The organism is Janthinobacterium sp. Bl 1 (assembly GCF_058215535.1).
Map to the genome: position 1 here is coordinate 934,745 of NZ_CM177086.1, position 24,136 is coordinate 958,880.

Consider the following 24,136-nt stretch of genomic DNA (forward strand, 5'->3'; position numbering starts at 1 on the left):
ACATGAAGAACACGACCATGACCACCATCCGCTGCGCCTGGGCCAACCCGGCCAATCCCCGCTATCTCGACTACCACGATACGGAGTGGGGCGTGCCCTGCCACGACGAGCGACGGCTGTTCGAGATGCTGAACCTGGAAGGCGCGCAGGCTGGCCTGAGCTGGGAAACCATCCTCAACAAGCGCGACACCTACCGCGCCGCGTTCGATGACTGGGACGCGGACAAGATCGCCGCGTATGGGCCGGACAAGGTGGCGCAGCTGCTGGCGGACCCCGGCATCGTGCGCAACCGCCTGAAGGTGGCGGCCGCCATCACGAATGCGCAAGCCTATTTGCGCCTGCGCGCACAAGGGCAGACCCTGGACAGTTTTTTGTGGGCGTATGTCGATGGCCAGCCCATCGTCAACAGCTGGCAGCCGGGTGAATTCCCCGCCAAGACGGCCCTGTCCGACCAACTGTCGAAAGACTTGCTCAAGCTGGGCTTCAAGTTCGTCGGCTCGACCATCATCTACGCCTACATGCAGGGCATCGGCATGGTCAATGACCATGCGCCCACCTGCTTTTGCCGCGCGGGGCGCTGATGCACCGCGCGCTCGTCCTGCTCGACACGGATTTCGACGGCGCGCGCTTGAGCGCCGTCTGTGCGGCGCATGGCGGGCGCCGCCTGCATTACATCGCGCTGGCGCCGCGTCCCGTCGACGCGCGCCACTTGCCCGAGCAGTGGCGTGCGCAATGGCCGCCCTGCGTGCCGGGCCTGCACCGCATGGTGTCGCACGATGGCCTCGTCACGCTCGATGTGCTGATCGGCGAGGCCGATGCCTGCCTGGCGCAACTGTCGGCGCGCGTCGATGAAGTGCACCTGGCCTGGGTGCCGCCAGCCACGCCGGTGCTGGCGCGCCTGATGGCCGATGGCGCCCGCCTGCAAGCCGTGCACCTGGACGAGGCGCAGCGCATGGCCCTGCAAAAGCATGGTTTTGTCTTCGACGAGAGCCGGCTGCGCGCCATGTTTTATGCGCGGCGCGGAGAATCCGTGAGCGTCGGTGGTCCCGAGCGGCGCGCCATCGTCATCGGCGCGGGCGTGGCCGGTGCGGCCGCCTGCGAGCGGTTGGCCGCGCGCGGCTGGAAGGTGACCCTGGTCGAACGCCACGCGCAGCCGGCCAGCGAAGCCTCGGGCAACCTGGCCGGCATCTTCATGCCCCTGATGTCGAAGGACGACAATATCGCCACGCGCCTCGTGCGCGCCGCCTACCTGTATTCGCTGAACCGCTGGAAAGACCTGGGCGGTATCGGTGCCGCTTTTGACGGCGCCCAATGCGGCGTGCTGCAACTGGCTCGCGACGGCGCGCATGCGCAGGTGCAGCGGCAGATCGCCGCCAGTGGCCTGTATCCGCGCGAATTCGCTCGCTGGCTGGAAGCGCCCGAGGCGACCGCCATGCTGGGCGCGCCGGCGCCCGATGGCGCCTGGTGGTTCGAGCAGGGCGGCTGGGCGCGCCCGTCCTCCGTCTGTGCCGCCATGCTCGACGCCTGCGGCGGCTTGCTCACACGGCACTTTTCCAGCAGCGCCCTGCGCCTGGAGCGTGGCGACCAGGAATGGCTGGTGCGCGATGCGGACGGCACCCTGATCGCTGCCGCACCCAACGTCATCCTGGCGGCGGGCACGGGTGCCATCGATTTCGAGCAGGCGGCCGGCCTGCCGCTGGACGCCGTGCGCGGCCAGGTCACGCACCTGGACGAAGGCAGCTTGCCATCGTTGCCCTTCGTCGTCTGCCGCGAAGCCTACATGACGCCGGCGCATCAGGGCATCGTGTGCGTGGGCGCCAGTTACGATGCGGACGCGGACACCAGCTTGCGCCCATCGAGCCAGGAAGACAATATCGCGAAGATCGCCGATATCCTGGGCGTGGCCCCGTTCGCCGCGCCGCTGGCGGGCCGCACGGGCTTTCGCTGCATGGCACCGGACCGCCTGCCGCTAGCGGGCGCCTTGCCCGACCCCGGCGTACCGGGCCGCTGCGAGCGCTTGCGCGACGTGCCGCGCTGGCCCGGCCTATTTGGCTTGCTCGGCTACGCCTCGCGCGGCCTGATCTGGGCGCCGCTGGCGGCCGAGCTGCTGGCGTGCCAGCTGGAGGGGGAGCCGCTGCCGCTGGAGAGTCAATTGGCCGCTGCCTTGGATCCTGCGCGATTTTTATTACGAGAGCGCCGTAGAGCATATTGATTCTGGTCTTTTTATAATTCACCCCCAAAACAAGTTCTGGGGTCAGACCCGGCGGGTCTGACCCCGGCTTTACGCTGCCATATCTCCATATACGTTTTTCAGCTTTCCAAACTCTTTTTAATTTGTTTTCCGAACAACATAAGTTCGCTACAGTGGACTCGTGCTGGTTTTTGACGACGGAAGAAAGAGGTGGAAAGATGGCTGCTGCAGAACTGATTTTCGATCCCCGCGCCGCGCATGGCGAGGCGGCGTTTGACGAAGTGCTCAATCTGGCGCGCACCCAGGCGCAGGCGCAAGGCTTGCCGTATGCGGGCATCGTCAGCGCGCAGGATGCGTGGCAGCTGGTGCAGGCCGGCAAAGCCGTGCTGGTCGACGTGCGCACGCATGAAGAACGCACTTTCGTCGGCTACGTGCCTGCCTCGCTGCACGTGGCGTGGGCGACCGGCACGGCCATGAACCGCAATCCCCGCTTTACGCGCGAACTGGAAGCGAAGGTGGGCGGCAAGGATGGCGTCGTGGTGCTGCTGTGCCACAGCGGCAAGCGCTCGGCCGCGGCCGCCGAAGCTGCCGCCAAGGCCGGTTTCACGCACGTCTACAATATCGCGCAAGGCTTCGAGGGCGACCTCGACGAACAGCAGCAGCGCGGCCACAGCGGTGGCTGGCGCTGGCATGCGCTGCCCTGGCTGCAAGATTAATTTTCTTCCCGGGACCACCATGAACCAGCGAGCCATTCCCCCGGCCTCCCTTGCCGCACAGCCGCAATGGGAACTGCGCCAGATCGTCGATGAATTGCGCGCCGTGCGCGAGCAGTGGCGCGAAGGGCTGGCCAGCAATCAGGAGTGCGGCGCGCGCGAATTCCCGTCGCGCCAGCATTTGCACGACATCATCAAAGCCCTGTGCGCGGCCCTGTTCCCCATGCGCCTCGGGCCCTTCGACCTGCAGCAGGAGAGCGAGGATTTCTTCGTCGGCCACACGCTCGACACGACCCTCACGGGCTTGCACGAACAGGTGCGGCGCGAACTCAGTTACCACGCGCGCCAGCACGGCTTGCAGCAGACGGTGTCCATCGAACAGCAGGCGCTGGCCATCGTGCAGCGCTTCGCCCGCGCGCTGCCACGCATCCGCACCCAGCTCGACACGGACGTGGCGGCCGCCTTCCATGGCGACCCGGCCGCGCACAGCGTCGATGAAGTGCTGCTGTGCTATCCGGGCATCCTGGCCATCATCCATTACCGCCTGGCGCACACCTTGTATGCGCTCGGCGCGCCGCTGGTGGCACGCATCATCGCCGAAGTGGCCCATTCGCAGACGGGCATCGACATCCACCCGGGCGCCATCATTGGCAGCAGTTTTTTCATCGACCATGGCACGGGCGTGGTGATCGGCGAGACGGCCATCATCGGCGAGCGGGTGCGCATTTATCAAGCCGTCACCCTGGGCGCCAAGCGCTTTCCCGCCGGCGCCGACGGCGTGCTGAAAAAGGGACTGGCGCGCCACCCGATCGTGCAGGACGACGTGGTCATTTATGCGGGTGCGACGATCCTGGGACGGGTGACCATCGGCCAGGGCTCCGTCATCGGCGGCAATGTCTGGCTGACCCGCAGCGTGGCGCCCGGCAGCCATGTCACGCAAGCGCACAACCAGCAGGAGGCACCGGAGCCGCCGGCGCCATCCCACCCCGCCTTTGCCCACCACCCATGAGGACAGCATGTTGATCAAACAGTTTGGACTGGCCGTGCGCCAGTTGCGCGAAGGGCATGGCTGGTCGCAGGAGCGCCTGGCCGAAGCGGCCGACTTGAACCGTTCGTTCATCGGCGAAATCGAGCGGGGCGCCGCCACGCCGTCGCTGCTGACGGTGGAAAAGCTGGCCGGCGCGCTGGGTATCGGCCTGGCGGGTTTGATGGCGCGCTGCGAGCCGGAGTTGGTGGACTAAAGCGGTTGGATTAAGTGCCGCGTTGGTGGCGATAGCATGTTGAGAGAAAGAGAGAGACGTCCGATACTTTATTCGTTTTTCAGATAAGCATATTCACTTTTCTCATCAGGAGTAGTCATGACAGTAGCAACAGAGAACCAGTTCGCGCTGGGCGATAACGCCGCGCGCCAGCTGGCCAATGCAAGCAAGAGCGTCCCCCAGTTATCCACGATCACGCCGCGCTGGCTCGTGCATTTGCTGCAATGGCTGCCTGTGGAAGCGGGTATCTACCGCCTCAATCGCGTAAAAAACCCGAAGGACGTGCGCGTGGCCTGCTCGCAGCGCGACGAGTCGGAACTGCCGCAAACCTTCGTCGACTACGACGACCAGCCGCGCGAATATTTTCTCAATGCCGTCAGCACGGTGCTCGACGTGCACACGCGCGTGTCGGACCTGTACAGCAGCCCGCACGACCAGATCAAGGAGCAGCTGCGCCTGACCATCGAGACGATCAAGGAACGCCAGGAAAGCGAATTGATCAACAATCCCGATTACGGCCTGCTGGCCAGCGTGCATGACGACCAGCGCATCTTTACCCTGACGGGCGCGCCCACGCCGGACGACCTCGACGAACTGCTGACGAAAGTGTGGAAGGAGCCGGGCTTCTTCCTCGCCCACCCGCTGGCCATTGCCGCCTTTGGCCGCGAATGCACGCGCCGCGGCGTGCCGCCGCCGACGGTCAGCCTGTTCGGTTCCCAGTTCCTCACGTGGCGCGGCGTGCCGCTGGTGCCATCGGACAAACTGCCGATCGAAGACGGCAAGACGAAGATCATTTTGCTGCGCGCGGGCGAACAGCGCCAGGGCGTGATCGGCCTGTTCCAGCCTGGCCTGGCGGGCGAGCAAAGCCCGGGCCTGTCCGTGCGTTTCATGGGCATCAACCGCCACGCGATTTCGTCCTATCTGATTTCGCTGTATTGCTCGCTGGCCGTGCTGACCGACGATGCGCTGGCCGTACTGGAAGACGTGGAGATCGGTAAATACCATGACTACCCAGACACCTACAAGTGATGGCGCGGCGGGCTTGCCTGCCGTCCCGTTCTTGCCCGACGAAGCGACCCTGAACCGCCTGGCCGGTGAATTCTTTGCCCGCCTGCCGGGGTTGGCCCCCGCGTTGGACAAGTCGCCCAGCCTTGGCGGTTCCGGCAGTGTGCTCGATGCGGCGCCCCGCTACGCGAACCGTCCGCCGCCGCAGCCCGGCCCTTCCTTCGCCGCCATCGCCCCTGGCGTGGCGACGGCGCAAGTGCCGCCCGTGACGGCGCCGCTGGAGGCACCGATTGCGCCGGCGCCCGCATCGATTCCCACGCCGCGTGCGTCCGCCCTTGGCGCGCCGTCGCCCTACTATTTTGTCGGTGGCGCGCATGGCTATCCGGCATCGGACGGCAAGCTCGATGGCCTGGCGCAGCAGGGTTTGGGACAGGCCGCGCCGCAGCAGGCACCCGCGCGCCAGCTGCCCGTATCGCCGGCGAACAGCCAGCCCGTGTTCTATTTCCAGACCGAGCTGCCCTCGGCGACGAAGCCGGGCCAGCACCAGACGCCGGCGCCGTTCGACGTGCATGCCGTGCGGCGCGATTTTCCCGTGCTGGCCGAGCGGGTCAACGGCAAGCCGCTGGCCTGGTTCGACAATGCGGCCACCACGCACAAGCCGCAGTCGGTGATCGACCGCGTGTCGTATTTTTATGCGCACGAGAACTCGAACATTCACCGCGCCGCGCACGCATTGGCGGCGCGCGCCAGCGACGCATATGAAGCGGCACGCGCCAAGGTAGCCAATTTCCTTGGTGCGGCTTCGCCCAATGAAATCATCTTCGTGCGGGGCGCCACCGAGGGCATCAACCTGGTCGCCAATACGTTCGGGCGCAAATACATCGGCAGCGGCGACGAGATCATCGTCTCGCAGCTCGAGCACCACGCCAACATCGTGCCGTGGCAGCAGCTGGCGGCGGAGAAGGGCGCAACCCTGCGCGTGATTCCCGTCGACGACAGCGGGCAGATCATCCTCGATGAATTCCGCAAGCTGCTCAACGGCCGCACCAGGCTCGTGTCCGTGACGCAGGTGTCGAATGCATTGGGCACCGTGACGCCCGTGGCGCAGATCATCGCGCTGGCGCATGCGGCCGGCGTGCGCGTGCTGGTCGACGGGGCGCAAGCCGTGTCGCATTTGCGCGTGGACGTGCAGGCGCTGGGCGCCGATTTCTATGTCTTCTCGGGCCACAAGGTATTTGGTCCGACGGGCATCGGCGCCGTGTATGGCAAGGCGGACTTGCTCGAGCAATTGCCGCCATGGCAGGGCGGCGGCAACATGATCGCCGACGTCACGTTCGAGCGCACCGTCTACCAGGGCGTGCCGAATCGTTTCGAGGCGGGCACGGGCAATATCGCCGATGCCGTGGGCCTGGGCGCGGCCATCGACTACGTGCAACGCATCGGCCTGGAAAACATCGCTGCCTACGAGCACGCGCTGCTGGAATACGCGACGCACCAGCTGCAGTCCATTCCCGGCGTGCGCCTGATCGGCACGGCGTTCGAGAAGGCGAGCGTGGCCTCGTTCGTGCTGGCCGGTTACGAGCCGGCGGAAGTGGGGCGCGCGCTGAACGACGAGGGCATCGCCGTGCGCTCCGGCCACCATTGCGCCCAGCCGATCCTGCGCCGCTTCGGCGTGGAAGCGACCGTGCGGCCATCGTTCGCCTTCTACAACACGTATGAGGAAATCGACCGCATGATCACCGTGGTCAAGCGCCTGGCGGGTGCGCGCCGCTGATCTTGCCTGTTTGTCAGCCTGATGCCGCCCCTGCGCAAGCGAGGGCGGCATTGTTGCGTCATGTCACGGACTTTGCGCGCGGCTGGCTGGCGCTTGCAGGCTGGCGGTATAATTTATCCTTGGCAATATTGAAGCTGCGGCCCAAGGAGATATCCGGTGGAAGATCAACACAGCTCGCCCGAGCTTTTCCTGTTCCTGGCGTCGACCGTGCACGACATGAAAAACTCGATCAGCGTGGTCAGCGGCACTCTGGAGTCGCTGCTGGCGGCCGAGCAGGCGAAAACAGCCCCCCAGGCCGACCCTGCCTACCTGCAGATGGCGCAGATGCTGTACCAGACCAAGCGTCTCAACGATAACCTGATCCAGCTGCTGGCCCTGTACAAGGAAGTGGGCAAGCCCGGCTACCCGTTCGACGTGCAGCCGCAGCTGGTGAGCCAGGTGGTCGACCAGGTGGTGGACCAGGAAAAGATCCTGCTGGCCTCGAAAGGCATCGCCCTGGAGACGGCCTGCCCGCCAGAGCTGATCTGGACCCTCGATGAAGACCTGGTCATCGGCGTGCTCGCGCATGCGATCAACAACGCCATCCGCTACACGAAGGACACGATCCGCCTGTCCGTGCGGGAGCACGGCGGCATGCTCGAGCTGCGCGTGGAAGACAATGGCGACGGCTATACGCAGGCCTTGCTCGACGCGGGCAGCGCGGCCATGGATGGCATGGCGGCCGGCGTGAATTTTTCCACCAACAGCACGGGCCTGGGCCTGTATTTTTCCAGCGAAGTGGCAAAAATGCACAAGCACCGGGGCAGCAGCGGCAGCATCGCCCTGGAAAACGGCGGCGCCCTGGGTGGCGGCTGTTTCATCCTGCGCCTGCCCTGAACGAGGACTCCATGACGACAGACAGCCACGCCACGGCCGCCGAAGCGGGCAGCACCGACTGGGCCGACAAACATTATCTGCTGGTCGACGATTTCATCGGCATCCGCATCCTGCTGCGCGAATCGTTGCGCAATCTGGGCGCGCGCCATATCGACCAGGCGGCCAGCGGCGGCGAAGCCATGAAGCTGCTGGCCAAGACGCGCTACGACGTGGTGCTGTGCGATTACAACCTGGGCGAAGGCAAGAACGGCCAGCAAGTGCTGGAAGAGACGCGCGTGCGCAACCTGACGGCGCCGTCCAGCGTGTGGCTGATGGTGTCGGCCGAGAAAAGCGTGGAGTCCGTGATGGGCGCGGCCGAGCACCAGCCCGACGCGTATCTGATCAAGCCGATCACGGAAGGCGTGCTGCTGACGCGCTTGAACCGAGTGTGGCACAAGAAGCAGGTGTTCCGCGAAATCGACCAGGCCTGCATGGAAAAGGATTATTTGCGTGCGGCCAAATTGTGCGACGCGCAGATCGAGCTCAACAAGCTGCACGAGCTGGAATTGCTGCGCATGAAGGCGCAGTTGCTGCTGAAAAGCGGCGAGCCGGAAAAGGCCCGCGCCGTGTACGAAAAAGTGCTGGCCGACCGCGATTACAGCTGGGCCAAGGCGGGCCTGGGCAAGATCCGCATGAACAACGGCGAGCACGAGGCGGCGCGGCAGATATTCCAGGGCGTGATCGTCGAAAACAAGTACTACATCGACGCCTACGACCAGATGGCCGTCGCCTACCAGCTGATGGGCCAGCACGAGGAAGCGTGCGGCGTGCTGGAAAAGGCGGCGCGCCTGTCGCCCAATTCCGTGCCGCGCCAGCGCAATCTGGGACTGGCGGCCCTGAAAGTCTGCAATGTCAGCATGGCGGAAAAGGCGTTTCGCAAATGCATCTCTATCGGCGAGTTTTCCGTCATGAAGACGCCGGATGCCTACCTGGGTCTGGCGCGCGTGTGCGGCTTGAAGAAGGATGCCAAGGAGGCGCTGCAGTGGCTGCTGCTGGCGCAGCGCGAGTTCTCGCCCGAGCAGATCGGGCTGCGCGCGAAGATCACGGAAGGCATGGTGCACCACGAAACGGGCGACTACCGGCGCGCGCGCAAGTGCGGCGACGAACTGGAAGCCATGCTGGCCGAAGACCCGGCGCGGCCCGAGAAAAGCATCTGCATGGAACTGGCGACCCTGCTGTTCGCCGTCGGCGTCAAGGATGCGCCGGCAGGGCTGCTGTGTTACGTGGTGAAGAACAACCACGACAACCAGGTGGTGCAGGACGAGGTGCAAAAGATTTTCGACAAGGCGAAGATGGGCGACGAGGGCACGAGCCTGATCATCGCCTCGCGCAAGGAAGCGTCGGACTTGATGAACAAGGGCGTGCTGTTGTGGAAGACGGACAAGCTCAACGAAGCCGTTGCCTGGATGCGTACGGCGCGCGAAAAGCTGCCGAACAACCTGCGCATCCTGTTCAATTCCGCGCAAATCATCGTCTCGTTCCTGGAGCAGCGCGGCTACCAGGCGGAATTGGCGGCCGAAGCCATGGAAGTGTTGTTGTATGTGGACAAAATTGCACCAGGCCAGCAGCGCTTCGCGCAATTGATGGAGCAACTGGTGCAGCTGACGCCGCCGCCCGGGCCGGAAGAGGCCGTCGTGGTGCCGGAAAAAGCGCCACCGGCGCCGGAAAAAGGGGGAAAAGTCGTGCGTGAGCGTGCCGGATGATAAACTAGGGGCCAGCGTGGGTTCGCCTGCGCTTGAGTTGCTCTACAACAATAAGGAAGAAACTATGCGTGATGTGGTCAATGAAGTATACAAAAAAATGAAAGTCGGCGCCGTTGCCTGGGTACGCCCGGTCGCCGCCAAGGGAGACACGCTGGAAACATTCCAGTCTTCGTACGAGCACGCCAAGGCGCTGGCCGACGAAGGCCTGATCACGATCGGTGACGTAAAACGCCAAGCCGACAATCAGATCGAGGCGATCCGCATTCATCGTATCGCCTGATCATATCGCCAGCTTGAAACATCAGGCCTTGCCTGGTGCTTTCGACTTGGGTGCCGCGCGCTTTGCCGGCGCCTTGCGCAGCGGGGCCTTGGCCTTGGCTGCCGTGCCTGCTTCTGCCGGCTTGGCGGATTTTCCGGCCGCCGGCTTGGCCGCCGCTCCAGCCGCTCCAGCGCCAAAACTGGCAGCATCGGGCGACATCGCTGTCGACACGGCCTGCTTGAACTGATCTTGTAACAAATTCCACCAGGCACTTGGATTGGCCAGCTGGGCTGCCGCCTGGCTGCCGGCATCGTTGGGCGCTGCTGCGGCTGGTTCCGGCGCGGGTGCGGGTGCAGGCGCCGGTTTCGGTTCAGGCGCTGCAGCTGCGGGTGCGGCTTGCTGGAAAAACGCGGAAGCGTAGGGCACGGATTCAAACACGGATTTCTCGCTGGCGCCGGGCTGGGTGATGGCCGCCGCCAGGGAAGCACCCATCGATTTCAGGGTGGCGATGGTGCCGCGCTGCACTTCCAGTGCCTGGATACTGCCGCGCAGCATGCTGGTATTGAGGTTCAGCCAGGCTTCGACGGCTTTCAAGTCATTGATTTTCTTGTCCAGCTCTTCCACCGACATGGTGGGCGCCGTGATGCCGGGCACGCCCATGCCGGGCACGCTCATGCTGCCCCACAGGTTCTTGACGAAGTCGAGGGTGTCGGTCACAACTGCTGCGCCCGGCATTTGGGGCATTTGCGGGTTTGCCATGCGAAATCTCCTGGTAGGTGGATGTGCCTAGCGTAGCAGATATCAGCTTGCTACTGACGCAAAGCCGCCAACATTTTCTTACATAAAACAGTAGGAGTTGAGCACGGGCAAGAAGCAGGAAGTGGGGCGAAGGCGGTACACTACGGCCTATGATGCCTGACTCCTTCTTTTCACCACCGCGCCGCCGCACCGTCATTTTTGTTGCGATCATCGGCGCATTGCACTACGTGGCGCTGGAATGGCTCACCTCGCGTGCCAGCATGGTGCCGCTGGGGCAGGATCATGCGCAGGTGGTCAGCATGGCGCTGATCGCCGAGCCACCCAAACCCGTGCCGGTGGCGCCGCCTCCGCCGCCGCCGAAGCTGCAGCCCTTGCCCGAGCCCCGCTTGCCGCCACCGCCGCCGCCGACGGAACTGCCGTCGAGCGAAGCGCCGCAGTTGACTGCGCCGGCCAGCGACGTGCCGGAAGGACCTGCCACGCCAGCCGCCGCCGTGGCTAGCGCGCCGGCCATCACGGCGCCGGCACCGGCTGTGGCGGCCGCGCCCGTGCCGGCCAGCGCGCCGCCGCCGCCCGTCGAGCAGGCGCGGCGCTACAAGACGAATGCGCCTGCCTCGGCCCAGTTCGACCTGCACGTGGACCGGCGCGATGCGGACGGCACCAAGTGGCAGGGCGTGGCCGCCATGGCGTGGGACAACCGCGGCGACACGTACCAGCTGAAACTGGAAGTGGGCTTGAGCATGCTGATCACGCGCATCAATCTGCTGGTGCTGACCAGCGAGGGCCTGATCGATGACGGCAGCATCGTGCCCGTCACGGCCACGGAAAAACGCAAGGGCCGCGCGCAAACGGCCACGCATTTCAACCGCGACGCCAAGGCCATCACGTTTTCTGCCACGACGGCCACGGTGCCATGGCAGGAGGGGACGCAAGACAAGGCCACCGTGCCATTCCAGCTGGCCGCCATCGGCCGCGCGGACGTCAACCAGCTGGCGGGCAATATCGATATCCTCGTCGGCGAGGAAAAGGAAGCGACCGTCTTCCGTTTCCAGCTGGTGGGCGAGGAAGAACTGGAGACCAAGATGGGCCGCCTGGTGACCTGGCATTTGCGCCGGCCACCGAAGCCCGGCACGTATTCGTCGCAGCTCGATATCTGGCTGGCGCCGTCCATGCAATGGTATCCGGTACAAATACGCAATACCGAAGCAAACGGGGCGCTGACCACGCAAACCGTGACCCAAATTCGCGTCAATGACGCTACAGGAAAATAGATGACTACTTTGCATAATTTGAAACGCCTTCTGATCGCCAGTCTGCTGGCCGCCACCCTGGCTCCCGCCATGGCCGACGAGCCCGTGGACCACCCCGTCATCAAGCGCCCGTACAAGCTGGCGCCGTCGGCCGACCTTGTGTATTCGATCAAGGCCAGGCAGCGCGGCATTGCGCTGTCCGGCGAATCGGTCAGCAACTGGCGCGCCGGCGATGGCAAGTACTCGCTGCTGGCTGAAACCAAGGCCGCCCTGTTCGGCAAGATCCTCGAGCAGCGCAGCGAAGGCGCGATCGACGATTTCGGCCTGGCACCGGCCCAGTTCGTGGAAAAACGTTTCCGGAAGGAAGCGGCCACGACCACCTTCAAGCGCGACAGCAAGACCATCGTCTTCAGCGAAGGCGATGACAGCTATCCGCTGAAAGGCGGCGAGCAGGACCGCAACAGCACCGTCTGGCAACTGGTCAGCATCGCGCGCGCCACGCCCGAGAAATTTACGCCCGGTTCGGAATGGAGCTTTTTCGTTGCCGGCCGCCGCGACGCCGAGCCATGGACCTTCAAGGTCGTCAAGCAGGAGACCGTCGCCACAGGCCAGGGTCTGGTGGAGGCCGTGCACCTGACCAAGGCGCCGCCGCCGGACAAGAAAGGCCAGCAAGTGGACCTGTGGCTGGCGCCGTCGCTGGAATGGTATCCCGTGAAGGTGACGTTCGCCGATGAAGACGGTGATTACGTGGAGCAAACCTTGCAAAAGGTCGTGCAGAAGTAAGTGCTTGCTGTTGTTGTGGGGTCAGACCCGCCGGGGGGAGGTGCCCAATGGGCGCATCCCGATTCCAAAGGAACTGACCCTTGTCCGCCCGTTTTCGCCATCAGGAGTCTTGATAAGCAGGCGCCAGCGTTGCGCCGTGTCCGCACCTCCCCCTCCCACGCGCTAAATTGCATGTCAGAACTGATATACTGACGCCCCCGCCCCGCAGCGCTGCGTTAGCCCGCTGCGCCGCCCGCTGAACACTCATCCGGAAAAGAATGATTGATATAATGGCAAGTGCAGCCGTGGCTACGGATGCAAATCAGACAGAGCAAGAGCATCACGATTCCTTGCAGGCGCATTTCCAGCCCAATATTTCGGCCGATGAAATCGAGCAAGTTTTTCACTTGAAGCGGGCGCAGCCCCTGCTGCAAGTGTTTACGGCTCTGTTTCACGGCGGTTTCGATGGTGTGCTGGTGCGTCTGCTTGTGTTGCGTGAACTCGCGTCCGATGCGGCCACTTCCGCCTATACGCGCGCCGATATCAACACGAAACTGGCCTATCTGTTGCCGGAAAGTCTGGAAACGGTCTTGCTGCGCCTGCGCTCGAATCAGTTGCTGGCCTGGGATGCACAGCAGGGCGTGTACCGCGTCACGCCGATGGCGCGCAACGTGCTGTCTGCCATCGACAGCTTGCTGGGCCTGGGCCAGACGGAAGACGAAGCGGAAATGGGGTTTCTGCTGTCGCAGGTGGCGGGCGCGCAAGCCGTCGGTGGCGTGTCGGTCGAGCAATTGCAGCATTTGCTGGGACGCCTGGTGGACTTGACGGAGGAGTTCTCCGACGCCATCGCGTCCGGTTCCGAATTCCGGCTGCGCACGGCACAGGCAAAGTGGAACATGGCGTGCGACTGGGTCGAGAAGGGTTCCGAGATTCTCGTGGCCATCACGTCCGATGAAAACGCGGACAGCGCCACGCACAAGGCGGCGCAAGCGATTGGCCGTGCGCAAAGTAAATTGCTCAACATGCAAGGCATGTTTTCGCGCGCCCTGAACCAGATCGAGCGCCAGCGCGTGCACCTGGGCCAGTCGGGCCTGTCGACCACGGACATCAAACGCTGGCTCTTGCTGCACGAAGACCTGGCCAGCCTGGCCGAAGGCGCCATCGATCAGCCCGTCGTGCCGCTGTTCTCCACGCCGGCCGAGATGATCGACGTTGCCGAAACGGAACTGCTGTCCGAACGGGCGGCAGGCATTACCAACACGGGCCTGCCCAGCGGAGAGGATGCGCCCACCACCATCAGCGACGGACCCGCCATGCAGCTTGAACTCGATGACCTGTTGGACCGCCTGTCGAACTTCGCCAGTCTGGGCAATTTCCCCAGCATCGGCGAAGAGGGGCCGAAATCGGTGCCCGTGCAGGATTCCTTGCTGCCTGCCAGCTTTGCCGTCGCGTCGTACCGCGCCTCGATGCTGCCGCTGCTGGGCGACGTCTCCGAAGCGAGCTTGCAAGGCTCGACGGCCGAACTGGCCCGCCTGCCGATTACCTTTACACCGACCGACGAGATGGTCCAACTGACCGACCCCCACGTGGCGGCCATGTCGATCGCCTCGCTTTCACTGAATGTTTCACTTGATTTAGATAGCGGCACAGCCGATGAATGACGATTCCCAAATCCTGATTGCGCGCCTGCTCACGCATCAAACCCTGCGCCGCGACGACAAGCTCGTCAAGCGCGTGCTGTCCGACGAGCTGTTCCGCGCCGAGATCGATGCGCGACTGCTGGCCTGCGGCTTGAAACTGCTCGACAACGTGTATGCCGACCACGTGACTTTGGCATTGACGCGCACCATCGAGCCAAAGATTTTCGGCGCGCGCGACGTGTGGCAAAACAATAATTTCGGTCTGGCCCGCGATGGCGTGGCCTTGCTGGTGGTGCTGTGGGCGCAGATCATCCTGCCCAAGCGCGAACGCCAGGAAACGCACCAGCACGCGGACGATGACCAGAACGATATGTTCGGCACGGAAAAGCCGCTGCCGCGCGCGGAAGACGCGTCGATCGGCATTTCCTACAAGGCGCTGCTGTCCGACTTCGGCGACAAGCTGGGCAAGAAGACGCGCATGGACATGAACCTGGGTACCCTGGCCAAGCTGGGCTTCATCGAACGGCGCGGCGATTTCATCCTGGAAGGTCCGCTGCTGGACCTGATGATGGACACGGACGTCTTGAAAGAGCGCATCATCAACGGCGCCCTGGCCGACGTATTCAAGCGGGCGCCGGCGCGCCTGGTGGCCGTCGATCCTGATGCTGACTTGTCCGCTGATTTGTCCGCCGACATCGGCGACCTGCCTGATGCTGGCGACGAGCCCGCGTCCGACCTTCCTCACTGAAAGCGCCCATGTTTCATATCAAATCACTTGAACTGGTGCACTGGGATTACTGGCAGCGCATCAAGAATATCCCGCTCGACGCGAAGATCATCACCATCGCGGGGCAGAACGGATCGGGCAAGACCACCTTGCTTGACGCCTTGCGCACCCTGTTCGGCCTCGACTGCTCGATGGGGCGCACGTACAAGCACTATGCGCGCCACTCGGGCCAGCAGACGGCCTGGCTGCGCGCCGTGGTCGACAACAAGAACGTGGGCAAGCAGCTGTCGAACCGGCCATTCCGCAGTTCCGGCTTCTTCAGCGACGATGAAGTGACCCTGTTTTGCCAGATTCAGAAAAATGGCGGCGACTGGAAGCGCCAGTATCTGATGCGTCCGGGCAATGTGCAGATCGAGGACATCACGGATGCCAACGATTGGCTCGGCGTGGAAAACTACCGCAAGCGCCTGGCCAATGCGGGCCTGTCGCCAGCCATGTCGAAAGTGCTGGCGCTGGAGCAGGGCGAGACGGACAAATTGTGCGAATATGCGCCGCGCCAGCTGCTCGATCTGGTCTTCCAGGTGTTCGGCGACAAGGAAGTGCTGGATGCCTACGACGAAGCCAAGCGCCACCAGCGCGACACGGAAGTGGAGCTGAAACGCTTCGAGACGGAACTGGAAGCGTCGAAAACCAACCTGGAAGGCTTGCGCCTGCGCGTGGCCAATTACCACCAGTGGGAAGGGCTGCATAAAGAGCGCCGCAACCTGCTGGAAGAAGTGCTGCCCAGCCTGCAATACCACGAGGCGCGCGAAAAAGCGGCCATCGCGAGCCGGCAATTGCGCGATGCGCGCAAGCCGATGGCGCAGGCGGACCAGCAGCTGACGGATAAACGCAATGCGCTGGCCGCGCAAGCCAAAGCCCTGTCCGACGCGCAGATGAACGAGACCTTGCTGGAGCAGGAATCGATCGGCCTGCAGAGCCGCTTGTCACTGATCAATGCCAAGTTGAAACCGCTGGACAGCCTGCTGGAACAGAAGGACCGCCTGCAGAAGCTGGCGGCGGACTCGGGCAGCGACATCGCCGAAGTGGCGGCCCAGCTGGAACAGAAGGAAGCGGAATTGCTGCGCCAGCGCCAGCAGCGCGACGCCCTGTCGGCGCGCATCGCGGGCGAGCAGGCGACGATTGCAGCATTGCAAGGCAAGACGGCCATGCCGGAGCCGGACAATGTGCGCGGCATGCGCCGCGCGCTGCGCGACGCGGGCATTCCCCACGCGATGCTGTCGGACATCGTCGAAGTGACGGATAGCCGCTGGCAGGGCGCCGTTGAAGGCGTGCTGGGCGGTTACGCCTCGGTTGTCTTGCTCGACAAGGCCAAGGATGCGGCCGCCGCTTACCGCCTGGCCGAGAAGGAGCGCTACCGCCACTTCATCGTGCCCGACCTGGTCACGGCGCCCGTGGCGAAAGACGAGAGCCTGCTGGCCGTGGTGAAATTTTCCGCGCCCGTACCAAGCTGGCTGATCGAGCAATTGTCGCGCATTTCGCGCGTCGATTCCGTCGAAGCAGGCTTTAAATTGGGCAACCACGAAGAGTGGATCACGCCCGAGGCTTACCACCGCGAACGCCGCGGCGGACGCTCGCTATTCGTGGAAGCATCGCGCTACCGCTTCGGCCAGGCTGGCCGCAGCGGCCGCCTGGAAGCGCTGCTGCGCTCCTTGCCGGGCCTGGAAGGCCAGGAAGACACGCTCACCCTGGCGATCTCGAAGCTGGCGGCCGAAGTGGGCGCGTTAAAAGCGCGCATCGCCGGCGTTGATGCGGCCAAGGAGCTCAGTGCACGCCAGGAAGAATTCGCCGAAGCGCTGCGCAATTCCAAGCCGCTCAAGGAAGAGCGCCTGGAAGTGGGCGGCCGCCTGGGCGAGTTGCAAAACCTGACGAAGAACGCCACCGTGGCGCGCACGCGTGCCGATACGGTGTGGCAAAACGCGCGCCTGGCCTTGTCCGAAGCGGAAGCCGGTTCACGTCTCGGTTACAAGAAGCAGATTGAACAGCGCGCCGAGCATGCGCGCGCCTTGCTGGCCCTGCGCCATGCGTGGCGCCACCTGCCGAAAAGCTGGCGCCGTCCCGCACGTCGCGCAGCCCTCGTGGCCGAGCACCAGAATGCGCACCAGGTCGATCTGCGCGTGGCCAGCCTGCAAAACAGCCTGGCGCGCGACGACTGGGAACTGGACGCGACCGTCATCGATCAGCACCACCGCCTGTCGGACCAGCTGCATGGCCGCCAGTCGGAAACGGACGAGCGCCGCTACCAGAACAACCGCGCCATCGAAGCGACGGGCAATGCCCGCGGCGCCTACATGGAGCGCTTGCGCTACACCATCAAGACGTACAGCAAGAACATCAAGGAGCTGGGCGAACTGGCCGGCATCGAAGTCCATGCCGACCCCGTGCGCCTGGAAAACGACGACGTGCAACTGTCGCAGGCGGGCTTGCACGTGCGCTTCAAGTTCGATGGCAAGGGCGTCATCGGCATGAACGATGGAGAAGCGTCGGGCGGCCAGCAGGTGATGAAGTCGCTGGTGCTGCTGATCGGCTTGCTGAAATCGGAAGACGGTTCCGGCGGCTTCGTCTTCATCGACGAACCGTTTGCCCACCTCGATATCCGCAACATTCAACTGGTCGGCGAGTTCCTGAAAAACACGGAAGCGCAATACCTGATGACGACGCCATTGACGCACAACACGGACGTCTACGATCCGTCCGAGCTCACTTTGATCACCAGCAAGAAGAAAAAGGATACCCAATGGGCGCAACCGATTTTCGTGCTGCAGCGCCGGGTCGATCCGGCACCGGGCAAGGCGGCGTGATGATCATGCGCACTTTTCTGGCTGCGGCCGTACTGTCGCTGGCATGCTCGGCGCCAGCCGTGGCCAACGACGGCATCGGTTCCGTGAGCGCGGGCGGCATCCTGTTCGGCAAGACGGATGCCGTGGCCATGAAAAAGGAAGTGCTCAGCGTGAGCACGGACTTGATCAAGGTCGAGTATGAATTCCTCAATGAATCGGCCAAGGATGTGGAAGAGACGATCTTCTTCCCGCTGCCCGAATACTCGGCCGGCTACCATGGCTCGCCCACGTATTACGGCCAGCCGCAGCAGTTTACCGTCGATGTCGATGGCAAGCGTAAGGACTATCAAACGACCTTCGTCGCCAAGCTCGACGCCGAGGACGTGACGGCCCGCTTGCGCCAGCTGGGTCTGTCGGATGCGCAAATTGCCTATTTCCCCTCGCACACGCCGTTCGACAAGAAGGTGGCGCCGCTGACGGCCGCGCAGAGCAAGATCATGATACGCGAAGGCTTGCTGGCCCAGCTGTATGATGAGGAATGGGTGCCGGCCTGGACCGTCAAAGTCATCTACCTGTGGCAGCAGAAATTCCCCGCCGGCAAAGTCGTGCGCGTGCGCCATCAATATGCGCCATTCGTCGCGGCCGGTCCGGGCGCGTCCTACCTGGGCGATGGCGATACATTTGAAAAGAAATACTGCGGCGACAAGGCCTTCTACAAGACGTGGAACCGCCTGGCGGCCAAGCAGGGCGAGAGCGGCTTCGTCAATGCTGTCTGGGTGTCGTACATTCTGACGACGGGCAACACGTGGAAGAATGGCATCGAAGACTTTACCTTGAACCTGATCAAGGGCAAGCCGGACGAGCTGATCAGCCTGTGCTTCCCCGGCACGTTCACCAAAATCAACCCCACCACCTTGCAAGTCAAGCTGCGCAACTTCCATCCGAAGCAGGATCTCGACGTGTACTTCGGCAATGTCGAAAGCGCGGGCGACCACGACGGCGTGGCGCCACGGATCCGGCCATAGCGCTGAGCACGCAGGAAGCACTGGCCGCGCGTCTGCGCGCCATCGCCAGCGCCACGCCGTGGTGCATGCAGGCCCTGCACGCCGTGGCGCAGCTGGGCTTGCCCCACTGCTGCATCGGTGCCGGCGCCGTGCGCAACCTCGTGTGGGACGCCTTGCACGGTTACGCGCAACCATCGGCATTGAGCGACATCGACGTGGCGTATTTCGATGCGCACGATGTGCATCGGGAAAGCGAAACGCAGTTGCGCCAGCGCCTGGAGACTGTGCTGCCCGGTGTGCCGTGGGAAGTGTGCAACCAGGCCCGGGTGCACCTGTGGTTTGAAGATTACTTTGGCTACGCCGTGCCACCGCTGTTGTCGCTCGACGACGCCATCGCTTCCTGGCCCGAGTTTGCCACTTCGGTTGGCATCTATCTGCAGCCTGACGGCGGGATCGGCATCATCGCGCCGCATGGCCTCGATGACCTGTTCGCCATGGTGGTGCGGCGCAACCCCGCGCGCATCAGCGAAGACGGCTATGCGCAGCGCCTGGCCAGCAAGAACTATGCGGCGCGCTGGCCGCGCGTCACCATCATCGCTTGAGAAATGCTGGCGTAAAAGCAATTAAATGCACTGTGGATACAGATTGCCTATAATTGGCAGCTATCCAATAGTGTTTTCCTGATCTCATGTCCCTGTCCATTTCCATGCCGCTGCGCCGCCTCGGCCGTTTGTTCTGCCTTTCCTCCGCCCTCTTGGCGCCCGCCGCCTGGGCCGACAGCTACAGCGATTTCCAGCAAGCAAGCGGCCAGCTGGAAGCGCTGATGGCCAAGGCCACGTCGCAAAGCGGCTTGCCGCGCCTGGGCGACCCTGCCGTGGCGCATCTGTTTGCCCAGGTCGCCGATGGCCCGCGCCTGTTCCAGGCGCCCGTGACCGCGCTGCAAGACATGAATCAGAGCGTGGCCGTGTGCGAGCGGAGCACCAATCTGGGCAAGTCCTATTACCAATTTGGCCTCACGCGGCCGCTGCCGTTGTCGGGCGCCGAATTGCAGCAGGCGCGCAGGGAACAGGTGACGCAGAACCTGGCTGATTACGGCGATGAAATGGCCGCCTTGTTCGCCTTTGGCATGCATTGCCATGCGCACTTGATTGGCTTGATGGAAAAGGAGTTCAGCAGCCAGCCCTTGCAGGAAGTGAGCAGTGCAGAGCGCATGCGCGCCCGCGCCTTCAGCAAGGGATCGAGCACCATGTTTGTGAACGTGGTGCAGTTCGTGCAAGTGCCGTTCTGGAACGTGGCGCAAAAGAAGCGGATGCTGGAAGCGGCGGCGCAGCACGCTGCGGCGAATGCCAATTTGATGGCGCCGCCCTTGCGCGAGCGTTTGCTGACCAGTCTGGCCGATGCGGACAAGGATATCGATCCGGCCCTGGCGCCGGCGCTGGCGGCGATACGCCAGGCGCTGTCGGTGACGACGTGTACCGGCCTGTGCCAGTACTACTGACCGATGTGACTTACTCGGATGCCTGCAGCGGCTTGTTGCGCTGGCGCCAGCGCACGAGGCCCCACGCATACACGGCGTAGTAGCCGACGACGAGGCCGTAGGCGGCCATGGTCAGCGGACTCTGGCCGAATGGCGGCGGCGGCACGGGCACGTCCAGGCGCGTGTTCAGGTAGATTTCCATGCCGCGGTACAGCAGGCGGGCGATGAACAGCATCGTGACGGCCAGGCCCAGGTAGCGGTGCTGGGTAAAGAAGAAATCTTTGCCGACCTGTTCGAAGCGCGTCAGCTTCAAGCCCAGCACGCCGAGCCAGCCGCCGGCCAGCGCGCCTGCGCCCAGGCTGGACAGGGGCAACAGCTCGAATTTCGTCGTCGTCGCCAGGAACAGCAGCAGCGCGGGAAAGGCGATCGCCACGCTCCAGTGGCGCCACAGCTGCGACTTCTGGCGCGCCACCAGTTTCTTCAGGCGCGAATAAATGCGCCAGACCAGCAGCGGGACCAGGAACAGCAGGGCGAGGGTAGTGGTTTCCATGTAGGCAATCGGGTGCGGGTAAAACAGCGATTGTAAGCCAGATGGGGACGGGCGGCGATGCTTGTCAAACAGCAAAAGTTGCTGGTTGACATTTACATGGCATGAACGCACTATGCCCTGTCACAAAGCGCCGCCATGAGCGGTGCGGTGCGCTCGCTTGTTGTCACCACCTTCATACACTGGAGTTCCATGTCTACTCGTTTGCCTTTGCTTCCCATCACTGTCGGTCTGATGGCCTCGTCTTCCCTGGCCATGGCGCAAGATGGCGTCTATCAAGCCCCGCCGGCGCCCCTGCAAGCCATCGTCGATGCACCGCGCGCGCCGACCCTGAGCCTGAGCCCGAAACGCAACCTGGCGGCCTTGCTGCCCACGCCATCCTTGCCCAGCATCAGCGAAGTGGCGCAGCCGGAACTGAAGCTGGCGGGCTTGCGCATCAATCCGCGCACGTATTCGGCCAGCCGTTTCAGTTTTCACACGGGACTGGGCTTGCTCGACATCGATACGCAGAAGGAAATCAAGGTCAGCGGCTTGCCCGCCTCGCCCCGCATCGCCGACCTGGCCTGGTCACCCGACCAGCGCTACCTGGCGTTTACGCACATCGCCTTTGCCGATCCCGCCAAGGGCGTGAAGGAATCGGGCGTGGAGCTGTGGTTGCTCGACGTGCAGACGAAAGCGGCGCGCAAGCTGGGCAATCAAGCGCTGTCGACCGTGTATGGCCGCGGTTTTTCCTGGATGCCAGACAGCAAGACCTTGCTGGTGCAAGTGAAACCGGCCAAGCTGGGCGCGGCGCCCGTGGCGAGCGGTATCCCGACGGGCCCGTCCATCCAGGACAGCGTGCCGGGCGGCGGTGTCAAGCAATTGCGCACCTATCCCGACCTGCTGAAAAACGAACAGGATGCGCAGCTGTTCGAACACTACATCACCGTGCAGCTGGCCATGCTGGACGTGGCGGGCAAGCAGCGCCTCGTGGGCCGGCCCGGCCAGTTCTCGCGCGTGGCGGCCTCGCCCGATGGCAAGCACCTGCTGACGACCAGCATCGTGCGTCCGTATTCGTATATCGTGCCGGCCTCCGATTTTGCCCACAAGATCGACGTGCGCGACCTGAATGGCAAGGTGGTGCATGCGGTGGCGGCCCTGCCGCTGGAAGAAGGCCTGCCGCTAGGTAACGATGCCGTGTCCGCAGGCGTGCGTTCCGTCAGCTGGCGCGTTGATGCGCCAGCGACCCTGGTGTGGGCCGAAGCGCAGGATGGCGGCGACCCTGCCAAGGCGGTTGATATCCGCGACATCGTCTACACGCAAGCGGCGCCGTTCACCGCCAAGCCGGCCGTGCTGGCCAAGCTGGGTTCGCGCTATGCGGGCGTGGCCTGGGGCCGCGGCGACCTGGCCCTGCTCAGCGAAGCGTGGTACAAGACGCGCGCCGTCAAGCAGTGGAAGATTTCGCCGGATCAACCTTCCGCGCCGGCCGACCTCGTGTATGCGGGATCGTTCGAAGACCGCTACAACGACCCGGGCAAGCCTGTCATGCGCGCCGACGCTGCCGGCTTGCCGCGCTTGCTGATCGCTGCTGATAGTTCCATCCTGCTCGACGGCCAGGGCGCCTCGAAGGAAGGCGACCGTCCCTTCATCGACCGCCTGAACCTGGCGACGAAACAGAAGCAGCGGCTGTTCCAGAGCGCCGCGCCGTATTATGAAAACGTGGTGGCCGTGCTGGACGAGGATGGCAGCCGTTTGCTGTCCACGCGCGAATCGCCGACCGAGCAGCCGAATTATTATGTGCGCAACCTCAAGCAGCAGGGTGCGGCGCAATTGACGGCTCTCACGCATTTCCCCCATCCGCTGCCGCAATTGAAGGACGTGCAGAAAGAGCTGATCCGCTACAAGCGCGCCGACGGCGTGGACTTGACGGCGACATTGATGCTGCCGCCGAACTATGACGTCAAACGCGATGGCCCGCTGCCGACCCTGATGTGGGCATACCCGCAGGAATTCAAGACGGCCAGCGCCGCCAGCCAGACCAAGGGTTCGCCGTACAAATTCAATGCCGTCAGCTATTGGGGGCCGGCCGCCTTCCTGTCCATGGGCTACGCCGTGCTCGACAATCCATCGTTCCCCATCGTCGGCAATGGCGATCAGGAACCGAACGACACCTATCTGCCGCAGCTGGTGGCCGACGCCGAGGCGGCCGTCGAGGAAGTGGTCAAGCGGGGCGTGTCCGACCGCAACCGCATCGCCATCGGCGGCCACTCGTACGGTGCTTTCATGACGGGCAATTTGCTGGCGCACACGCGGCTGTTCCGCGCCGGCATCGCCCGCAGCGGCGCCTACAACCGCACCCTGACGCCGTTCGGCTTCCAGGCGGAAGAGCGCTCGTTCTGGCAGGCACCCGCCGTCTACCAGGCCATGTCGCCGTTTAATTATGCGGACAAAATCAAGGATGCGCTGCTGATGATTCATGGCGAGCAGGACAACAACTCGGGCACCTTCCCCATCCAGAGCGAGCGCATGTTCCAGGCCGTCAAGGGACTGGGCGGCACGGCGCGCCTGGTGATGCTGCCGAACGAGAGCCACGGCTACCGCGCACGCGAATCGATCATGCAGATGCTGTATGAAAGCAACAACTGGCTGGAGAAATATGTGAAGAACGCGGCGCCACCGGCCGCCGACGTCAAGCCGGCAGGCAAATAAGGGCAGCGGCGCGCATCTCGTGGTATGGTCTTCCTTTGCCCGCAGGGAGGCCAGCCATGTCAGTCATCCATACCCACCGCGCGCCCGACCCGGCGCCCGTCGATGAGCCCATGCCGGCGCCGGAGCCGCAAGAAGCGCCCGGGCGCCAGCCGGGGCCCGTGCATCCGGTGCCGCAGGACGATCCCGTGCCGCACCCGCATCCCAGTTAACTTCGTCAAGAAAGGCTGTTTTAGATGGCAATTGTCAAGGAAGTCTACACACGCAAAGTCAGCGGAGAATCGTTCGACTATGAACTCGACTACACCCAGGGCGCGGACGTGGCCTGGATTGCGCGCGTGTACCACGACGGCGTGCTGAAAGGCTCGCCGCACGGCGCGCTGACGGCCAACGTGCTGTCCGGTCCCGCACTGGAACAATACCTGCGCGCCTACGTCGAAGGCATGATCGAGCGGGGGCTCGACGTGGCTGAATAAGCTGTTTTCGTTAGAGCAAAGAAAAGGGCGCCGAGGCGCCCTTTGTGTTTCTGCTGGTGTCGGTTTACGCGGCTGCGCCGCTAATCCGACCTACGCGCATGCACATGGAGCGTAGGTCGGATTAGCGGGGCAACGCCCCGCGTAATCCGACAA

The 24,136-nt window shown here is 63.8% G+C and carries 23 protein-coding genes; 21 read left to right on the forward strand and 2 right to left on the reverse strand.

The genetic code is table 11. The annotated features are described in order from the left end of the window. The first annotated feature begins 17 nt into the window (after positions 1-17). From AC4BCN_RS04250 to AC4BCN_RS04295, 10 genes are all read left to right on the forward strand, one after another. Positions 18-581: a DNA-3-methyladenine glycosylase I gene (locus AC4BCN_RS04250; RefSeq protein ID WP_490492638.1), complete on the forward strand. Its 564-nt coding sequence runs from the start codon at positions 18-20 to the stop codon at positions 579-581. Beyond that, positions 581-2,212 carry an FAD-dependent 5-carboxymethylaminomethyl-2-thiouridine(34) oxidoreductase MnmC1 gene (gene mnmC1 / locus AC4BCN_RS04255; RefSeq protein ID WP_490492639.1) on the forward strand — a complete coding sequence of 544 codons (1,632 nt, stop codon included), beginning with the start codon at positions 581-583 and terminating at the stop codon, positions 2,210-2,212. Before AC4BCN_RS04250 ends, mnmC1 begins: the two co-directional genes overlap by 1 nt. Positions 2,213-2,409: 197 nt before the next feature. After that, positions 2,410-2,907, forward strand: coding sequence for a rhodanese-like domain-containing protein (locus tag AC4BCN_RS04260; protein WP_490492640.1), 498 nt, complete (start codon positions 2,410-2,412; stop codon positions 2,905-2,907). 19 nt (positions 2,908-2,926) lie between these two features. Continuing rightward, positions 2,927-3,913, forward strand: coding sequence for a serine O-acetyltransferase EpsC (epsC, locus tag AC4BCN_RS04265; protein WP_490492641.1), 987 nt, complete (start codon positions 2,927-2,929; stop codon positions 3,911-3,913). A 7-nt stretch (positions 3,914-3,920) separates the two neighbouring features. Then, entirely contained in the window at positions 3,921-4,145 is a 225-nt protein-coding gene (locus AC4BCN_RS04270; protein WP_034784364.1) for a helix-turn-helix domain-containing protein, read from the forward strand. A gap of 117 nt (positions 4,146-4,262) precedes the next feature. Then, complete coding sequence (locus AC4BCN_RS04275; protein ID WP_128141157.1) at positions 4,263-5,192, forward strand: family 2A encapsulin nanocompartment shell protein; 930 nt, start codon at positions 4,263-4,265, stop codon at positions 5,190-5,192. Next, positions 5,167-6,942, forward strand: a complete 1,776-nt coding sequence (locus tag AC4BCN_RS04280; RefSeq protein ID WP_490492642.1) for a family 2A encapsulin nanocompartment cargo protein cysteine desulfurase — start codon at positions 5,167-5,169, stop codon at positions 6,940-6,942. Before AC4BCN_RS04275 ends, AC4BCN_RS04280 begins: the two co-directional genes overlap by 26 nt. Before the next feature lie 156 nt (positions 6,943-7,098). Further along, a complete protein-coding gene (locus AC4BCN_RS04285) occupies positions 7,099-7,818 on the forward strand; it encodes a sensor histidine kinase (RefSeq protein WP_070305412.1) in 720 nt (239 codons plus the stop codon). An 11-nt stretch (positions 7,819-7,829) separates the two neighbouring features. Beyond that, positions 7,830-9,560: a response regulator gene (locus tag AC4BCN_RS04290; RefSeq protein ID WP_490492643.1), complete on the forward strand. Its 1,731-nt coding sequence runs from the start codon at positions 7,830-7,832 to the stop codon at positions 9,558-9,560. Continuing rightward, a complete protein-coding gene (locus AC4BCN_RS04295; RefSeq protein WP_223279079.1) occupies positions 9,544-9,840 on the forward strand; it encodes a hypothetical protein in 297 nt (98 codons plus the stop codon). Before AC4BCN_RS04290 ends, AC4BCN_RS04295 begins: the two co-directional genes overlap by 17 nt. A 21-nt stretch (positions 9,841-9,861) precedes the next feature. Here AC4BCN_RS04295 and AC4BCN_RS04300 read toward each other — a convergent pair whose 3' ends face one another. Next, complete coding sequence (locus AC4BCN_RS04300; protein WP_490492644.1) at positions 9,862-10,578, reverse strand: PhaM family polyhydroxyalkanoate granule multifunctional regulatory protein; 717 nt, start codon at positions 10,576-10,578, stop codon at positions 9,862-9,864. A gap of 149 nt (positions 10,579-10,727) precedes the next feature. On the opposite strand from AC4BCN_RS04300, the gene AC4BCN_RS04305 reads away from it, so the two are divergent. From AC4BCN_RS04305 to AC4BCN_RS04340, 8 genes are all read left to right on the forward strand, one after another. After that, the gene (locus tag AC4BCN_RS04305; RefSeq protein ID WP_490492645.1) at positions 10,728-11,846 is read left to right on the forward strand and encodes a DUF3108 domain-containing protein; all 1,119 of its coding nucleotides are present in this window, start codon (positions 10,728-10,730) and stop codon (positions 11,844-11,846) included. Beyond that, positions 11,847-12,608 carry a DUF3108 domain-containing protein gene (locus AC4BCN_RS04310; RefSeq protein ID WP_490492646.1) on the forward strand — a complete coding sequence of 254 codons (762 nt, stop codon included), beginning with the start codon at positions 11,847-11,849 and terminating at the stop codon, positions 12,606-12,608. It begins immediately after the preceding gene. 269 nt (positions 12,609-12,877) lie between these two features. Continuing rightward, a complete protein-coding gene (locus tag AC4BCN_RS04315) occupies positions 12,878-14,248 on the forward strand; it encodes a hypothetical protein (RefSeq protein WP_128141393.1) in 1,371 nt (456 codons plus the stop codon). Next, complete coding sequence (locus AC4BCN_RS04320) at positions 14,241-14,975, forward strand: hypothetical protein (protein ID WP_490492647.1); 735 nt, start codon at positions 14,241-14,243, stop codon at positions 14,973-14,975. Before AC4BCN_RS04315 ends, AC4BCN_RS04320 begins: the two co-directional genes overlap by 8 nt. Positions 14,976-14,983: 8 nt before the next feature. Beyond that, entirely contained in the window at positions 14,984-17,815 is a 2,832-nt protein-coding gene (locus tag AC4BCN_RS04325) for an ATP-binding protein (protein WP_456148388.1), read from the forward strand. 5 nt (positions 17,816-17,820) lie between these two features. After that, entirely contained in the window at positions 17,821-18,819 is a 999-nt protein-coding gene (locus AC4BCN_RS04330; protein WP_490492648.1) for a DUF4424 family protein, read from the forward strand. A 65-nt stretch (positions 18,820-18,884) separates the two neighbouring features. Continuing rightward, complete coding sequence (locus AC4BCN_RS04335) at positions 18,885-19,400, forward strand: nucleotidyltransferase family protein (RefSeq protein WP_189396683.1); 516 nt, start codon at positions 18,885-18,887, stop codon at positions 19,398-19,400. 86 nt (positions 19,401-19,486) lie between these two features. After that, positions 19,487-20,296 (forward strand): hypothetical protein, encoded by an 810-nt coding sequence (locus tag AC4BCN_RS04340; RefSeq protein ID WP_490492649.1) that lies wholly within the window; start codon positions 19,487-19,489, stop codon positions 20,294-20,296. A gap of 10 nt (positions 20,297-20,306) precedes the next feature. Here the strand turns inward: AC4BCN_RS04340 and AC4BCN_RS04345 are convergent, their stop codons facing one another. Continuing rightward, positions 20,307-20,825, reverse strand: a complete 519-nt coding sequence (locus AC4BCN_RS04345; protein WP_128141167.1) for a CcdC protein domain-containing protein — start codon at positions 20,823-20,825, stop codon at positions 20,307-20,309. 189 nt (positions 20,826-21,014) lie between these two features. On the opposite strand from AC4BCN_RS04345, the gene AC4BCN_RS04350 reads away from it, so the two are divergent. The 3 genes from AC4BCN_RS04350 to AC4BCN_RS04360 are packed head-to-tail and all read left to right on the forward strand — an operon-like array spanning position 21,015 to position 23,983. Further along, positions 21,015-23,510 (forward strand): alpha/beta hydrolase family protein, encoded by a 2,496-nt coding sequence (locus AC4BCN_RS04350; RefSeq protein ID WP_490492650.1) that lies wholly within the window; start codon positions 21,015-21,017, stop codon positions 23,508-23,510. A gap of 56 nt (positions 23,511-23,566) precedes the next feature. Then, positions 23,567-23,719, forward strand: coding sequence for a hypothetical protein (locus AC4BCN_RS04355; protein WP_175444616.1), 153 nt, complete (start codon positions 23,567-23,569; stop codon positions 23,717-23,719). A 24-nt stretch (positions 23,720-23,743) separates the two neighbouring features. Then, positions 23,744-23,983, forward strand: a complete 240-nt coding sequence (locus AC4BCN_RS04360) for a hypothetical protein (protein ID WP_034753464.1) — start codon at positions 23,744-23,746, stop codon at positions 23,981-23,983. The last annotated feature ends 153 nt before the right edge of the window (positions 23,984-24,136 follow it).